This window comes from Delftia sp. Lp-1 (assembly GCF_020523835.1).
In the GTDB taxonomy this organism is placed as follows: domain Bacteria; phylum Pseudomonadota; class Gammaproteobacteria; order Burkholderiales; family Burkholderiaceae_C; genus Comamonas; species Comamonas acidovorans.
The window spans coordinates 517,448-533,009 of the sequence record NZ_JAJALJ010000001.1 but is presented as its reverse complement, the minus strand read 5'-3'; the positions used below and the strand labels follow the sequence as shown (position 1 = coordinate 533,009).

Here is a 15,562-nt window from a genome sequence, read left to right as displayed (position 1 = left end):
GGGGTGCAGGGATGGATGCGGGCCGCTGCCCGCATCCTTCGCTTCCTTTGACGACCTGCGCAAGAAGGAATCTGGCGGGCGGCCTGCCAAAAGGCACGGTGCCGGGTCTCATCCTGTTTGCGCAAGTCCTGCTTTATTTGGCGGCCACCGCCTCCTTGGCGTGTACCTCGACCTCGGGCGTGGCGGGCTCTTCCATCACCTGGCGCTCGTACATCTCGGACAGGGCACGCTTGTACTCGCTGGGGAAGACCTTGACGAACTTGGAGCGGGCCGCCGCCCAGTTGTCCAGCAGGTCGCGGGCGCGCTTGGAGCCGGTCCAGCGGCTGTGCGCCTCGATCAGTGCACGCAGCTGGCGTTCGTCGGTTTCGCGGCGGTGCCAGACGGCGGGCGAGACCTGGGCCAGGTGCTCGTCGTGGGGCAGCACCTGGTCCAGCGAGACGGACGCCTTGTTGCAGCGCTCGGCGAAGCGGCCATCCTCGTCATACACATAGGCCACGCCGCCGCTCATGCCGGCCGCGAAGTTGCGGCCCGTCTTGCCCAGCACCACCACGGTGCCGCCGGTCATGTATTCGCAGCCGTGGTCGCCCACGCCTTCGACCACGGCCGTGGCGCCGGACAGGCGGACCGCGAAACGCTCGCCGGCCACGCCGCCGAAGAAGGCCTCGCCGCTGGTGGCACCGAACATCACGGTGTTGCCGACGATGGTGTTGGTCGTCGTGTCGCCGCGGAATTCATGGCTGGCATGCACCACCACGCGGCCGCCGGACAGGCCCTTGCCCGTGTAGTCGTTGGCATCGCCGCGCAGGTTCAGCGTGATGCCGTTGCACAGGAAGGCGCCGAAGGACTGGCCGCCAGTTCCCTCGAAGTGGATGCGGATGGTGTCATCCGGCAGGCCTTCGGGATGCACGCGCGTCACGGCACCGGAGAGCATGGCGCCCACGGAGCGGTTGACGTTGCGCGCCACTTCCATGATGCGCACGCGCTCGCCGTTCTCGATGGCCGGCTTGCAGCGCTCGATGAGCTTCACGTCCAGCGCCTTGTCCAGCAGGTGGTCCTGCTTTTCGACATGGAAGCGCGCCACGTCGGCGGGCACTTCGGGCTGGGCGAACAGGCGCGAGAAGTCCAGGCCCTGGGCCTTCCAGTGCTGCAGGCCCTTGCGGGTGTCCAGCAGGTCGGCACGGCCGATCAGGTCGTCGAACTTGGCAACGCCCAGCTGGGCCATGATCTGGCGCACTTCCTCGGCGATGAAGAAGAAGTAGTTCACCACATGCTCGGGCTTGCCCGAGAACTTGGCGCGCAGCACCGGGTCCTGCGTGGCCACGCCCACGGGGCAGGTGTTCAGGTGGCACTTGCGCATCATGATGCAGCCCTCGACGACCAGGGGCGCGGTGGCGAAGCCGAACTCGTCGGCGCCCAGCAGCGCGCCGATGACGACGTCGCGGCCGGTCTTCATCTGGCCGTCGGCCTGAACGCGGATACGGCCGCGCAGGCGGTTGAGCACCAGGGTCTGCTGGGTCTCGGCCAGGCCGATTTCCCAGGGCGAGCCCGCATGCTTGATGGACGACCAGGGCGATGCGCCCGTGCCGCCGTCATGGCCTGCGATGACCACGTGGTCGCTCTTGCACTTGGCCACGCCGGCCGCGATGGTGCCCACGCCCACTTCGGACACGAGCTTGACCGAGATGTCGGCATGCGGCGCCACGTTCTTCAGGTCGTGGATCAGCTGGGCCAGATCCTCGATGGAGTAGATGTCGTGGTGGGGCGGGGGCGAGATCAGGCCGACGCCGGGCACGGAGTGGCGCAGCTTGCCGATGTAGTCGGACACCTTTCCGCCGGGCAGCTGGCCGCCTTCGCCGGGCTTGGCGCCCTGGGCCATCTTGATCTGCACCTGGTCCGAGGACGACAGGTACTCGGCCGTGACGCCGAAGCGGCCCGATGCCACCTGCTTGATCCTGGAGCGCAGCGAGTCGCCGTCCTGCAGCTCGATGTCGGCCTCGACCTTGTCGGCGCCGATGATGGAGCCCAGGGTCTCGCCCTTCTTGATCGGGATGCCCTTGAGCTCGTTGCGGTAGCGCTGGGGATCTTCCCCGCCTTCGCCGGTGTTGCTCTTGCCGCCGATGCGGTTCATGGCCACGGCCAGCGTGGCATGGGCCTCGGTGCTGATCGAGCCCAGGGACATGGCGCCCGTGGCAAAGCGCTTGACGATGTCCTTGGCCGATTCGACCTGGTCCAGCGCAATGGCCTTGGCCGGGTCGAACTTGAACTCGAACAGGCCGCGCAGCGTCATGTGGCGCTTGCTCTGGTCGTTGATCAGCTGGGCGTATTCCTTGTACGTGCTCCAGTTGTTGGAGCGCGTGGAATGCTGCAGCTTGGCGATGGCGTCGGGCGACCACATGTGCTCTTCGCCACGGGCGCGCCAGGCGTATTCGCCGCCGGCGTCCAGCATGGTCTCCAGCACGGGATCGTCACCGAAGGCCGCGCGGTGGTTGCGGATGGTTTCCTCGGCGATCTCGAAGACGCCGATGCCCTCGACGCGGCTGGCCGTGCCGGTGAAGTACTTGTCCACGGTGTCGCTGTTCAGGCCGATCACCTCGAACAGTTGGGCGCCGCAATAGGACATGTAGGTGGACACGCCCATCTTGGACATGATCTTGGACAGGCCCTTGCCGATGGCCTTGACGTAGTTGTAGATGGCCTTGTCGGCCGAAAGGTCGCCGCCCAGCTCCTTGTGCATGTCGGCCAGGGTTTCCATGGCCAGGTAGGGATGCACGGCCTCGGCACCGTAGCCCGCCAGCACGGCGAAGTGATGCACTTCGCGCGCCGTGCCCGTTTCCACGACCAGGCCGGCAGTGGTGCGCAGGCCCTCGCGCACCAGGTGCTGGTGGATGGCCGACAGCGCCAGCAGCGCGGGGATGGCCACCTGGGTGGCGCTCACATGGCGGTCACTGATGATCAGGATGTTGGCGCCACCCTTGATGGCGTCCACGGCCTGCGCGCACAGCGATGCCAGCTTGGCTTCCACGCCCTGCTTGCCCCAGGACAGCGGGTAGGTGATGTCGATCGTTGCGCTCTTGAACTTGCCCTGGGTGTGGCGTTCGATGTCGCGCAGCTTGGCCATGTCGGCGAAGTCCAGCACCGGCTGGTGCACTTCGAGGCGCATGGGCGGGTTGACCTGGTTGATGTCCAGCAGGTTGGGCTTGGGTCCGATGAAGGACACCAGCGACATCACGATGGCTTCGCGGATGGGGTCGATCGGCGGGTTGGTCACCTGCGCGAACATCTGGCGGAAGTAGTTGTACAGCGGCTTGTTCTTGTCCGACAGCACGGCCAGCGGGCTGTCGTTGCCCATGGAGCCGATGCCTTCCTCGCCGTTCTTGGCCATGGGGGCCAGCAGGAACTTGATGTCTTCCTGCGTGAAGCCGAAGGCCTGCTGGCGCTCGAGCAGCGGCAGGCTGGCGGCCTCGGGGCCGGCATGGGTGTCACCGCCCACGCTGCCCAGCTTGATGCGCAGGTTCTCGATCCACTGCTTGTAGGGCTTGGTGTTGACGATGTTGGCCTTGAGCTCGTCGTCCTCGATCAGGCGGCCCTGCTCCAGGTCGATCAGCAGCATCTTGCCGGGCTGCAGGCGCCACTTGCGCACGATGGAGCTGTCGGGCACGGGCAGCACGCCGGCCTCGGACGCCAGGATGACCAGGTCGTCATCGGTGATCACGTAGCGCGAGGGGCGCAGGCCGTTGCGGTCCAGCGTGGCGCCGATCTGGCGGCCGTCGGTGAACACGATGGAGGCCGGGCCGTCCCAGGGCTCCATCATGGCGGCGTGGTATTCATAGAAGGCGCGGCGGCGCTCGTCCATGGACTCGTGCTGCTCCCAGGGCTCGGGAATCATCATCATCACGGCCTGGCTGATGGGGTAGCCGGCCATGGTCAGCAGTTCCAGGCAGTTGTCGAACGTTGCCGTGTCGGACTGGCCAGCGAAGCTGATGGGATAGAGCTTCTTGAGGTCCTCGGCCAGTACGGGCGAGGCCATCACGCCCTCGCGCGCCAGCATCCAGTTGTAGTTGCCGCGCACGGTGTTGATTTCACCGTTGTGGGCCACGTAGCGGTAGGGGTGGGCCAGCGGCCACTCGGGGAAGGTGTTGGTGGAAAAGCGCTGGTGCACCAGGCCGATGGCCGAGACGCAGCGCTCGTCGGACAGGTCGTTGTAGTACACGCCCACCTGGTCGGCCAGCAGCAGGCCCTTGTAGACCACGGTGCGGCTGCTCATGCTGGGAACGTAGTATTCCTTGCTGTGCTTGAGCTTGAGGTTCTGGATGGCGGCGCTGGCCGTCTTGCGGATCACGTACAGCTTGCGCTCCAGCGCGTCCTGCACGATCACGTCGGCGCCGCGGCCGATGAAGACCTGGCGCAGGATGGGTTCCTTTTCCTGGACCGTGGGCGACATGGGCATGTCACGGTTCACGGGCACATCACGCCAGCCCAGCAGGACCTGGCCTTCGGCCTTGATGGCGCGTTCCATCTCCTGCTCGCAGGCCAGGCGCGAGGCATGCTCCTTGGGCAGGAAGATCATGCCCACGCCGTACTCGCCCGCGGGCGGCAGGGCCACGCCCTGCTTTGCCATCTCTTCGCGGTAGAGCTGGTCGGGAATCTGGATCAGAATGCCCGCGCCATCGCCCATGAGCTTGTCGGCACCCACGGCGCCGCGATGGTCGATGTTTTCGAGGATCTTGAGCGCGCCGGTGACGATGTCATGGCGCTTGACGCCCTTGATATGCGCAACAAAGCCGAGGCCGCAGGCGTCGTGCTCGTTGCTCTTGGAGTACAGACCGTGGTCTTGGAGATGCTTGATCTCGGCAGCCGTCGTCATGGCGGAATCCTCAAATTTTTCGCAGGGAACGCAAGATTAAGGCAAGGCATCACCTCATGCAATAAATTTATATAAGGGTCAGATCCCAATTAATTCCAGAACAAAAAAATCGGAAATTAATAAGGGACATATTTATTTCACAAAGACCTGCAGTGAGGAATCAAGCACTTGCAAGCCATCAGTGGGTACTAACGCACTGTTGTGGTGCGCTCATTGGTCCGTCCGGGCGGACGGCCGGCGCGCTGGCGGGTCACGCGGCGCTCGGTGCGCTGTTGTAAATCGGCAATGAATTGCTCATCGCCCAGCGCCCAACCCCGCAGCGCCGACTGGCTGATGCGTTCGGCGTCATCGGTGCCAACCCCCTCTTCCACGGCTTCCACATAGGCCGCATCCCGCGCAAACGGGGTGTTGCCCAGTTCCCAGAACACGGCATGCGGCTGGATCAGCGCGTCGCTGCGCAGGCCGGCGTTGTGCGCGTAGCTGGACCAGGGCCAGTCGGCCGGCCGCTGGACCAGGCCGGCGCGCACGGGGCTGTCGTCCATGAAGACCATGGTGGGCAGCAGCCAGCTGGGCTGCAGCACCGTGCCGCGATAGCGGCCTTCCCACAGCGTGCCGCTGCGGCCGTGGCGGTCGTTGAAGTAGCGCACATAGCGCCGGCCCACGGCCTGCATGAACTTGGGCAGGCCATCGCCGGTGCGGGGCGTGGCCAGCAGGTGGAACTGGCTGGGCAGCAGCACGTAGGCATGCACGGCCAGCTCGCAGCTGCGCGCCATCTCGCGCAGCAGCCCCAGCATGGTCTCCCGGTCCTGGGCATCGATGAAGATGTCCCCGCCGTTGTTGCCGAGCTGGATGATGTGGTGCGGCAGATCCGCAAGAGTGAGTCGGGGCAGGCGGGCCATGGTGCGAGTGCGGGGCGTGGATCGGCAATTATGGAGCGCCGCGCCGCCCGCCGCCCTACAGGGAAAGCCGCGATGAGGCCCGCAGCAGCTGGCTCACCAGCTGCGTGGCAGCCAGCAGCCGGGGCAGCAGTTGCCCGCGCATCATCTCGGCGCTGTTGCGGTTGGCCTGGCCGCTGATGTTGAGCGCAGCCACGGTGCGCCCGGCCGCGTTCTTCACGGGCGCCGCGATGGAGATCAGGCCTTCGGCCAGTTCCTGGTCCACCAGGGCCCAGCCCTGGGCGCGCACCTCCAGAATGCGCTGGCGCAGGCGGTCATCATCCTGCTCGGTCAGGGCCGTGAACTGCCGGCGCTCGCGCGCATCCAGCAGGGCCTGCAGGGATTCATCGCTCTCGCCGGCCAGCAGCACGCGCCCCATCGAGGTCCAGCAGGCCGGCAGGCGTGAGCCCACGCCGAGGTTGGTGCTCATGATCTTGTGGGTGTGCACGCGCAGCACATAGACGATGTCGCCGCCATCGAGCACGGCGGCCGAGCAGGACTCCTTGACCTCGTCGACCAGGTTTTCCATCACGGGCTCGGCCAGGTTCCAGACCGGGGTGGAGCTGAGGTAGGCAAAGCCCAGTTCCATGATGCGCGGGGTGAGCTGGAACAGCTTGCCGTCGCTCTTCACATAGCCCAGCGTCTGCAGCGTCAGCAGGATGCGCCGGGCCCCGGCGCGCGTGAGCCCCGTGCGCGCCGCCACCTCGCTGAGCGTCTGCGCAGGCGCCTCGGCGCTGAACGAGCGGATCACGCCCAGGCCGCGCGCAAAGGACTGCACATAGCTGTCGCCGGGGCGCGGCGTGCCGCCCTCTTCTTCGGCCCCACCTGTGGAAATTACGGAAGCGGCATTTTTTTTCATGGCTCTATAATTCTTTCTGCGAACTTTTGTTCTACATACGAACATTTTAGCGCAGCGCCAGCGGCCTGCATACCGGAGACAAGCAAGTGATCAACAAAATCACCGACACCATCGCCGAGGCGTTGTCGGGCGTCCAGGACGGCTCCACCGTGCTGATCGGGGGCTTCGGCACCTCGGGCAATCCCACCGAACTCATCGACGGCCTGATCGCCCAGGGCGCACGCGAGCTGACCGTGGTCAACAACAACGCGGGCAACGGAGACCAGGGCCTGGCCGCCCTGCTCAAGAGCGGCCAGGTGCGCAAGATCATCTGCAGCTTCCCCCGCCAGGTGGACAGCTGGGTGTTCGACGACCTGTACCGCAGCGGCAAGATCGAGCTGGAACTCGTGCCCCAGGGCAACCTGGCCGAGCGCCTGCGCGCCGCCGGCGCCGGCATCGGCGGCTTCTTCTGCCCCACGGCCTATGGCACGGAGCTGGCCAACGGCAAGGAAACTCGCGAGATCAACGGCAAGCACTATGTGCTGGAGCATCCCATCCACGGCGACGTGGCACTGGTCAAGGCCGAGAAGGGCGACCGCTGGGGCAACCTCACCTACCGCATGTCGGCCCGCAACTTCGGCCCCGTGATGGCCACGGCGGCCAAGCACACGATTGCCACCGTGCACGAGATCGTGGAGCTGGGCGCGCTGGACCCCGAGGCCGTGGTCACGCCCGGCATCTACGTGAGCCAGATCGTGAAGATCGACCGCGTGGCCACCCAGGCCGGCGGCTTCAAGAAAACCGCATGAGCGCCCCAACCGCCGAAAGCAAGAGCATGAGCAGCTACCAGAAACGCAGCAAGCAAGAGCTGGCCCGGCGCGTGGCCGAAGACATCTTCGACGGCGCCTACGTCAACCTGGGCATTGGCATGCCCACCCAGGTGGCCAACCACATCCCGGCCGGCCGCGAGGTCATCCTGCAAAGCGAGAACGGCATCCTGGGCATGGGCCCGGCGCCCGCCGAAGGCCAGGAGGACTATGACCTGACCAATGCCGGCAAGCAGCCCGTCACCCTGCTGCCGGGCGGCTGCTACTTCCACCATGCCGACAGCTTCGCCATGATGCGCGGCGGCCACCTGGACATCTGCGTGCTGGGCGCCTTCCAGGTCTCGGCCACGGGCGACCTGGCCAACTGGAGCACGGGCGAGGCCGGTGCCATTCCCGCCGTGGGCGGCGCCATGGACCTGGCCGTGGGTGCACGCCAGACCTGGGTGATGATGGACCTGCTGACCAAGACCGGCGAATGCAAGGTCGTCGAGGCCTGCAGCTATCCGCTCACGGGCCTGTCCTGCGTCAAGCGCATCTACACCGACCTGTGCACGCTGGAATGCACGCCCGAGGGCCTGCGCCTGATCGACACCGTGCCCGGCCTCTCGCACGCCGAGCTGCAGTCCATCGTAGGCCTGCCCATCAAGGACGCGACGGCCACGGCCTGATCCCTCAGCTCCCCACCCAGTGGGTGCGCTGCGGCGCACCCCGGCACCTCTTCATTCTTTTTCCAGGAGACACCATGAGCCAGTCCAACCAGGCCTTCATCTGCGACGCCATCCGCACCCCCTTCGGCCGCTACGGCGGCGCCCTGTCCCCGGTGCGTGCCGATGACCTCGGCGCCGTGCCGATCAAGGCGCTGATGGAGCGCAACCCCGGCGTGGACTGGACGGCCGTGGCCGACGTGCTCTACGGCTGCGCCAACCAGGCCGGCGAAGACAACCGCAACGTGGCGCGCATGTCCGCCCTGCTGGCCGGCCTGCCCATCGATGTGCCGGGCGCCACCATCAACCGCCTGTGCGGTTCGGGCCTGGACGCCGTGGGCACGGCCGCGCGCGCTATCAAGGCGGGTGAGGCCCGCCTGATGATCGCGGGCGGCGTGGAAAGCATGAGCCGTGCGCCCTTCGTCATGCCCAAGGCAGAAAGCGCCTTCAGCCGCAGCAACGCCGTGTACGACACCACCATCGGCTGGCGCTTCGTCAACAAGCTGATGAAGCAGCAGTACGGCGTGGACTCCATGCCCGAAACGGCAGAGAACGTGGCCGACGACTTCAAGATCGAGCGCGAAGCCCAGGACCGCATGGCCCTGGCCAGCCAGCAAAAGGCCGCCGCCGCCATCGCGGCCGGCTACCTGGCCAAGGAAATCGTGTCCGTGTCCATTGCCCAGAAAAAGGGCGACGCCATCGTGGTGAGCCAGGACGAACATCCGCGCGCCACCACCATCGAGGCGCTGGCCAAGCTCAAGGGCGTGGTGCGCCCGGATGGCACGGTGACGGCCGGCAATGCCAGCGGCGTGAACGACGGCGCCTGCGCCCTGCTGCTGGCCAACGAGGAAGCCGCCAGGCAATACAACCTGGTGCCCCGCGCCCGCGTGGTCGGCATGGCCGTGGCCGGCGTGGCCCCGCGCATCATGGGCTTCGGCCCGGCGCCCGCCGTGCGCAAGGTGCTGGCCCTGACCGGCCTGACGCTGGAGCAGATGGACGTGATCGAGCTGAACGAAGCCTTCGCCGCACAGGGCCTGGCCGTGCTGCGCGATCTGGGCATTGCCGACGATGACCGCCGCGTCAACCAATGGGGCGGCGCCATTGCGCTGGGCCATCCGCTGGGCGCCTCCGGCGCGCGCCTGGCCACCACGGCCGTGAACCAGCTGCACACGCTGGGCGGCCGCTACGCGCTGTGCACCATGTGCATCGGCGTGGGCCAGGGCATTGCCGTGATCCTGGAAAAGGTCTGAGACTGCGATGAGCACCGTGGATAACAAGACACCCGTCACCGTGGTCAGCGGCGCCAGCAACGGCATCGGCCGCGCCATCGCCGAGGCCCTGCTGGCCCAGGGCCGCGCCGTGGTCAACCTCGACTACGTGCTGCCCGAATGGAGCCATCCGCTGCTGGTGAGCTACCAGGCCGACCTGACCAGCGAGCAGGCCACGGCCGAGGCGGCCGCCCGCATTGCCGCCGCGCACAACGTGGTGGCCCTGGTCAACAACGCGGGCGCCACACGCCCCGGCACCATCGACAACGCCAGCACCCGGCATCTCGACGACGTGGTGGGACTGCACCTGCGCGCGCCCATGCTGCTGGTGCAGGCCTTCCTGCCCACGCTGCGTGCCTGCGGCGAGGGGCGCATCGTGAACATGTCCTCGCGCGCCGCGCTGGGCAAGCCTGACCGCATCGTCTACTCGGCGACCAAGGCGGGCCTGATCGGCCTGACGCGCACCCTGGCCATGGAACTGGGCCGCGACCGCATCACGGTCAACGCCCTGGGCCCCGGCCCCATCGCCACCGAGCTGTTCACCAAGAGCAACCCCGAAGGCGCGCCGCAGACCCAGCGCATCCTCAACAGCATTGCCGTGGGCCGCATGGGCACACCGGAAGACGTGGCCCGTGCCGCGCTGTTCTTCCTGTCGCCCGACAACGGCTTCGTCACCGGTCAGGTGCTCTACATCTGCGGCGGCACCACGCTGGGCGTGGCGCCCGTCTGATCGAACGTCGGACCGACCGTCTGACCGAACGCCTTCCCAGGCACAACACCCTTCAAGAAGAACCACTGGAAGCGCCCGCCTGCACAGGCGGGCGCCACACAGGGCCTTGCCCTGGCCCAGCCCGGCGTTGCCGGGCCCGGCCATCCACCTTATTGCCGAATCAGGAGACCTCTCGATGTCCGATCAAACCACCCACTTCACCCGCCGCCGTGGCCTGCAGGCGCTGGCCGCCGCATCCCTGACCGCGCTCGGCGCCCTGTCCGGCACCGCCGCCCTGGCCCAGGACGGCTTCCCCAGCAAGCCCATCACCATCCTCGTGCCCTTCGCCGCTGGCGGCACCACCGACATCCTGGCGCGCATCGTCGCCCAGGCGCTGCAGCAGGAGCTGGGCCAGACCGTGATCGTGGACAACAAGCCCGGCGCGGGCGGCAACATCGGCGCCGTGGCCGCCGCGCGTGCACCGGCCGACGGCTACACGCTGTTCATGGGCACCGTGGGCACGCATGCCATCAATGCCGCGCTCTACGCCAAGCCCGGCTTCGACCCCATCAAGGACTTCTCGCCCCTGACGCGCGTGGCCAACGTGCCCAACCTGCTGGTGGCCCACCCCAGCCAGCCGTTCAAGACCGTCAAGGAAATGATCGCCTACGCGCGCGCCAATCCCGGCAAGCTGAACTACGGCTCCTCGGGCAGCGGCAGCTCCATCCACCTGTCGGGCGAGCTGTTCCGCTCCATGACGGGCCTGGACATGGTGCACGTGCCCTACAAGGGCAGCGCCCCGGCCATCACCGACCTGCTGGGCAACCAGATCGCCATCATGTTCGACAACATGCCCTCGGCCATCCAGCACGTGCGCTCGGGCAAGCTGCGCCCCATCGCCGTGACCACGGCCAAGCGCTCGCCCGAACTGCCCGATGTGCCCACCGTGGCTGAAGCCGGCGTGCCCGGCTACGAGGCCACTTCGTGGTTCGGCCTCTGGACCCAGGCCAAGACACCCGCCGCCGTGCAGCAGCGCCTGTACACGGCCATTGCCAAGGTGCTCAAGGACCCGGCCGTGGTCAAGAAGATCAACGACCAGGGCGGTGACGTCGTGATCGACACGCCGGCCGAATTCCTCGCCTACATCAAGGCCGAATCGACGAAGTGGAGCAAGGTCGTAAAAGACTCTGGAGCACAGGTGTAACTGGCCTCCCCCTGAGCCGCTGCGCGGCTTCCCCCTGAAGGGGGACGGCGCCATCGCCGCGAGGCGGCTCTTGCTCGGCGCCCCTGGTGTCAGGCTGCGCCGGTTTCCAGCGCCATGCGTTTGAGCATTGAAATGGGGAATAAAAAAGAGCTGCCTCCGGGCAGCTCTTTGCATTGGGGTGTCAGGTGCTCAATCCAGCAGATCGGAGTAGTCACCCTTGTCGTAGCCTTCGATGGCCTTCCAGGGCTGGGCCAGTGGTGCGGGCAGCTTGGTGGCGGTGACGATGATGCGCTCGGTGCCGTGGGAGTCGCTGCGTTCCACGCGGCGGGCAAACTGGTTGGCAACGTCCCAGTCGATGACGGTGGTTTGTTCGCCTGCCGTGCCGCGGTAGCGCTGCACGCCGTTTTGCGGCTTGCCCACGCGTTCCATGCCTTGCAGCGCGGTGGGAGGCACGATCCAGTAGACGTTGTCGAAGGAGCCGCCGTAGCCCACGTTGCCGTGGTGGGCCAGGTCCACGCTGATGACGCGCCGCAGCTTGGCCAGGATGACTTCCACGCCGACCTTGCCGTCATCGGCGCGGCGGATGGACAGGGGTGCGGCGCGGGCCTCGTCATGGGCGTGGCCGGCGTGCGGGCCGTGGGCGTGGTCATGGCCGTGGTCCTGGCTCTGGCGCAGGGCGGCGGGCATTTCGCGCTCTATCCACAGCTGGGCTTTGCGGCGGTAGACACGGTTGGTATAGACGCTGCTGCGCTGCACGCCATCGCTGCCCACGCTCATGGCTTCATAGGTGATGCGCAGGTCGGCCTCGGGCGTGGCCTGCACGGCGGCCGTGGTGCGTGCCACGGAATCAGCGGGGACTGTGGCCGTGGGTGCGGATGCCGGCGCCTTGGCCGGCTCGGCGGCCCATGCTGCGGAGACGGAACAGGCCAGCAGCGCGGCCGCGTAGATGTGGCGCGCCGCGCGCGGCGCCGGAAGGGAAAGCGTCATGGAATCCAGCCAATGCGAAAAAACCGGGGCCGGGCACACGCATGTGCCACGGCTCCGGCCAGGGGTTGGCAAGCAGCCAACGAAGGAAGAAACAATTACAGGCCAGCGGCTTCGCGGACCTTGGAGAACACCTTGGTGTTGTCCATCGTGCCCTTGAAGATCTTGGCGCCCGCGCCGCCGGCGAACAGCATCACGTCGCCGCCGCCATGGGTCTCGGAGCCCGGCGTGCCCAGGTTCAGGCCGACTTCCTGCAGGTAGTTGTCGTCCGTGGTGTCCACGGCCGTCACGTCGTCGCGCGAGGCGCCGCGCGTGGGAGCGATCCAGGGCTTGTTGCCATCTTCGGCATTGACCTGGCTGGATGCCGTGGCGTTGGGACGTCCGCCGTTGCCGAAGGCCAGCGTGGTGTAGGGCTTGCCGTCCTGGGCCTTGGCCATCTGGCCGGTCTGGTAGTCCTGCACCTTGCCCAGGATGGGGTTGCCGATCTTGGAGTAGCCGTTGAACACCATGTTGTGGTCGTGATCGGCCGTGACCACGATCAGCGTGTTCTTCAGGCCCGGGTCCTTCTTTTCCATGTAGGCCATGGCGGTCTCGATGGCGCGGTCGAAGGCCAGCGTGTCTTCCAGCGCGCGCTTGGCATTGGTGCCGTGCAGTGCGTGGTCGATGCGGCCGCCTTCCACCATCAGGAAGAAGCCCTTGTCATTGCGGCTGAGCACGTCCAGCGCCTTGCCGGTCATGTCGGCCAGGCTGGGCTCGTCCAGCTTTTGCTTGACGCGGTCCAGCTCGTAGGCCATTTCGCTTTGCGTGAACAGGCCCAGCAGCTTGGGAGCCTTGGTCGCGTCCAGGGCCGACAGCTCGCTGCCCTTGGCGACATAGGCGTAGCCCTTGGCCTTCATCATGTCCACGAGGTTGGCCGTGTCCGTGCGCTTGCTGCTGGGGTTGACCGACTTGGGCAGGTAGTTGCGCTGGCCGCCACCCATGAGCACGTCGATGCCGTCGCCCAACTTGGCGTTGTAGTTGGCATGGCCGGGCACGGACTGCTCGGCAATGCTGTTGTAGCCATTGCGGTTGCAGATGTGGGCGTAGGTGGCCGCAGGCGTCGCATGGCCCACGCGCGTGGTGGAGATGGCGCCCACGGCGCGGCCCTTGGCCTTGGACAGTTCCAGCAGGGTCTGGGCGGGCTGGCCGTTGCCGGCCGGGCAGGTGGTGTCCTCGCCGTTGATGTACTGCTGGCCGTTGGCCGCATAGGCCATGGTCTCGGCCGACATGGAGATGACTTCGTTGTTCATCTTCACGCCGGTCATGTAGGCCGCCATCGAAGGCGCGCTGTCCGTGGTCTGGCCATCGCGCGAGAAGGTCTTGACGCGGCTGGCGTAAGGCAGGGACTGCATGGTCAGCGTGGCGCGCTCGCTGCTGGTCAGTGCCGTGGGATTGGCAGCCAGCTGCTTCTCACCCTTGTATATGCGCGCGGCGGTCACGGTGACCGGGCCCATGCCGTCGCCGAGGAAGAAGATGACGTTCTTGGCCTCGCCAGCCGCATGGGCGGCAGGTGCCAGCAGCGCCAGCGCGCCGGCCGCAGCCAGGGCGAGGGAGGTCTTTTGGAGGATCGGATGCATGTGGAATTCCTTGAGTGCCTTGAATGCAGCGTGCGGCATCACAAGCCGATGCTCTTCTTGATCAGGTTGAACACGGCCGTGTTGTCGATCACGCCCGAGAACGTATCGGCACCCATGCCTTGCGCGCCCAGGAACACGTCGCCGCCGCCGTGGGTTTCGGAGGCCAGGGGCACCACGGCCTCCTGCAGGTAGTCGGGGCTCTCCAGCGAGGCAGCGTCGATGGGACCCCGCGTGGCCAGGCGCTTGGGACCGTTGCCGAAGCCCAGGATGGTGTAGGGATTGCCATCCACATCGGTGGAGGCCTTGCCGTCCACGTAGTTCTTGACCAAGCCCAGCACGCCGGGCTTGCCGGCCTCGGTCTTGCCGGTGCGCGCGGCATAGCCATTCAGGTGCAGCGTGTGGTCATGGTCGGCGGTGACGACGATCAGCGTGTTCTTCAGGCCCGGATCGAGCTTGGCCATCTTGTCCAGCGCGGTCTGGATGGCGTTGTCGAAGGCCACGGTGTCCTGCAGCGCGCGGCGCGCGTTGGTGGCGTGCAGCGCATGGTCGATGCGGCCGCCTTCCACCATCAGGAAGAAGCCCTTCTTCTTGGCCGACAGTGCGTCGATGGCCTTGCCCGTCATCTCGGCCAGGCTCGGCTCCTTGGTCGCATCGCGGTCCAAGTCATAGGCCATGTGGTCCTTGGTGAACAGGCCGGCGATCTTGCTGCCGTCCACGGGCAGCTTGTCGAACTCGCTCTTGTTGGCGGCGTAGCTGTACTTTTGCGTCTTGAACTCGGCGATCAGGTTGCGGCTGTCGTTGCGGCGGCCGCCGTCGGCCTTGGGCGTGAAGTAGTAGGAACCGCCACCCAGGATCACGTCCACGCCGTCACCGAGCTTGCTGTTGTAGCCGGAGCCGCCGGGCACCAGGGCCGCGGCAATGGTGTTCTCCGCATCGCGGTGGCAGACGTGCGAATAGGTGGTTGCCGGCGTGGCATGCGTGATGCGCGCGGTGGAGACCACGCCCGTGCCGTAGCCGGCGGACTTCATCTGCTCGAGCAGCGTGGGAACGGCCTGGCCGTTGCCGCTGGGGCAGGTGCTGTCGTAGTTGGTGTGATAGGCCTTGCCCGCAGCGTCCGTGGCCTTGGTGTCGGGCGTCATGGAGATGACTTCGTTGTTCATCTTCACGCCGGTCATGTAGGCGGCCATCGAGGGCGCGCTGTCCGTCACCTGGGCGTCGTTCGAGAAGGTGTGGACGAAGGCCGTCTCGGGCAGCTTGTCCATGGTCAGCTCACCGTCTTCGCCCACGCTGTAGATGCGTGCGGCCGTCATGGTGGTGATGCCCATGCCGTCACCCAGGAAGAACAGCACGTTCTTGGTCGGAGCGGCTGCGGACGAACCGTCGCTGCCGCCACAGGCGCTCAACAGCAGCGAGGCACCAGCCAGCGCGCTGCACAACATCTTCAATTTCATGCGGATATCCCTCTGTAGGCAGGGGACCCCGCAGCACGGCCGCGCCCTCCCCCTGTTGATTGACCCGTGCACTGTAGGAGCGGCCTGTGACGAGCCCGTGACAGCACGGCAGCAGCGGCAGGCGTATCGTTGCGGGGACGCGCTGCCAGCCGGGGAGCACCC

At 66.7% G+C, this 15,562-nt stretch carries 11 protein-coding genes; 5 read left to right on the top strand and 6 right to left on the bottom strand.

Annotated elements, in window-relative coordinates:
- Positions 1 to 133: 133 nt before the first annotated feature.
- From LGR64_RS02285 to LGR64_RS02275, 3 genes are all read right to left on the bottom strand, one after another.
- Positions 134 to 4,864, bottom strand: coding sequence for a glutamate synthase-related protein (locus tag LGR64_RS02285; protein ID WP_141835162.1), 4,731 nt, complete (start codon positions 4,862 to 4,864; stop codon positions 134 to 136).
- Between the two features lie 188 nt (positions 4,865 to 5,052).
- Entirely contained in the window at positions 5,053 to 5,763 is a 711-nt protein-coding gene (locus tag LGR64_RS02280) for a transposase (RefSeq protein WP_012207357.1), read from the bottom strand.
- A gap of 55 nt (positions 5,764 to 5,818) precedes the next feature.
- Complete coding sequence (locus LGR64_RS02275) at positions 5,819 to 6,658, bottom strand: IclR family transcriptional regulator domain-containing protein (protein WP_141835165.1); 840 nt, start codon at positions 6,656 to 6,658, stop codon at positions 5,819 to 5,821.
- An 86-nt stretch (positions 6,659 to 6,744) separates the two neighbouring features.
- On the opposite strand from LGR64_RS02275, the gene LGR64_RS02270 reads away from it, so the two are divergent.
- From LGR64_RS02270 to LGR64_RS02250, 5 genes are all read left to right on the top strand, one after another.
- Positions 6,745 to 7,446, top strand: coding sequence for a 3-oxoacid CoA-transferase subunit A (locus LGR64_RS02270; RefSeq protein ID WP_012207359.1), 702 nt, complete (start codon positions 6,745 to 6,747; stop codon positions 7,444 to 7,446).
- Positions 7,447 to 7,472: 26 nt separating this feature from the next.
- Complete coding sequence (locus LGR64_RS02265; protein WP_026062883.1) at positions 7,473 to 8,132, top strand: 3-oxoacid CoA-transferase subunit B; 660 nt, start codon at positions 7,473 to 7,475, stop codon at positions 8,130 to 8,132.
- A gap of 74 nt (positions 8,133 to 8,206) precedes the next feature.
- Positions 8,207 to 9,418 (top strand): 3-oxoadipyl-CoA thiolase, encoded by a 1,212-nt coding sequence (gene pcaF, locus LGR64_RS02260; protein ID WP_012207361.1) that lies wholly within the window; start codon positions 8,207 to 8,209, stop codon positions 9,416 to 9,418.
- A gap of 7 nt (positions 9,419 to 9,425) precedes the next feature.
- Positions 9,426 to 10,166 (top strand): SDR family NAD(P)-dependent oxidoreductase, encoded by a 741-nt coding sequence (locus tag LGR64_RS02255; protein ID WP_141835168.1) that lies wholly within the window; start codon positions 9,426 to 9,428, stop codon positions 10,164 to 10,166.
- Positions 10,167 to 10,341: 175 nt separating this feature from the next.
- A complete protein-coding gene (locus LGR64_RS02250) occupies positions 10,342 to 11,349 on the top strand; it encodes a Bug family tripartite tricarboxylate transporter substrate binding protein (protein ID WP_012207363.1) in 1,008 nt (335 codons plus the stop codon).
- Between the two features lie 189 nt (positions 11,350 to 11,538).
- Here LGR64_RS02250 and LGR64_RS02245 read toward each other — a convergent pair whose 3' ends face one another.
- The 3 genes from LGR64_RS02245 to LGR64_RS02235 form a co-directional block, all read right to left on the bottom strand.
- Entirely contained in the window at positions 11,539 to 12,336 is a 798-nt protein-coding gene (locus LGR64_RS02245) for a hypothetical protein (protein ID WP_141835171.1), read from the bottom strand.
- Between the two features lie 95 nt (positions 12,337 to 12,431).
- Positions 12,432 to 13,949: an alkaline phosphatase gene (locus LGR64_RS02240; protein ID WP_141835174.1), complete on the bottom strand. Its 1,518-nt coding sequence runs from the start codon at positions 13,947 to 13,949 to the stop codon at positions 12,432 to 12,434.
- A gap of 38 nt (positions 13,950 to 13,987) precedes the next feature.
- Positions 13,988 to 15,400 carry an alkaline phosphatase gene (locus tag LGR64_RS02235; protein ID WP_016450982.1) on the bottom strand — a complete coding sequence of 471 codons (1,413 nt, stop codon included), beginning with the start codon at positions 15,398 to 15,400 and terminating at the stop codon, positions 13,988 to 13,990.
- Between the last annotated feature and the right edge of the window lie 162 nt (positions 15,401 to 15,562).

What these genes read in the sequence shown, in the direction of transcription:
- LGR64_RS02255 (WP_141835168.1), top strand. Translation starts at nt 9,426, where the DNA reads ATGAGCACCGTGGATAACAAGACACCCGTCACCGTGGTCAGCGGCGCC.
- LGR64_RS02265 (WP_026062883.1), top strand. Translation starts at nt 7,473, where the DNA reads ATGAGCAGCTACCAGAAACGCAGCAAGCAAGAGCTGGCCCGGCGCGTG.
- LGR64_RS02250 (WP_012207363.1), top strand. Translation starts at nt 10,342, where the DNA reads ATGTCCGATCAAACCACCCACTTCACCCGCCGCCGTGGCCTGCAGGCG.
- LGR64_RS02240 (WP_141835174.1), bottom strand. Translation starts at nt 13,949, where the DNA reads ATGCATCCGATCCTCCAAAAGACCTCCCTCGCCCTGGCTGCGGCCGGC.
- LGR64_RS02275 (WP_141835165.1), bottom strand. Translation starts at nt 6,658, where the DNA reads ATGAAAAAAAATGCCGCTTCCGTAATTTCCACAGGTGGGGCCGAAGAA.
- LGR64_RS02285 (WP_141835162.1), bottom strand. Translation starts at nt 4,864, where the DNA reads ATGACGACGGCTGCCGAGATCAAGCATCTCCAAGACCACGGTCTGTAC.
- LGR64_RS02245 (WP_141835171.1), bottom strand. Translation starts at nt 12,336, where the DNA reads ATGACGCTTTCCCTTCCGGCGCCGCGCGCGGCGCGCCACATCTACGCG.
- LGR64_RS02280 (WP_012207357.1), bottom strand. Translation starts at nt 5,763, where the DNA reads ATGGCCCGCCTGCCCCGACTCACTCTTGCGGATCTGCCGCACCACATC.
- pcaF (WP_012207361.1), top strand. Translation starts at nt 8,207, where the DNA reads ATGAGCCAGTCCAACCAGGCCTTCATCTGCGACGCCATCCGCACCCCC.
- LGR64_RS02235 (WP_016450982.1), bottom strand. Translation starts at nt 15,400, where the DNA reads ATGAAATTGAAGATGTTGTGCAGCGCGCTGGCTGGTGCCTCGCTGCTG.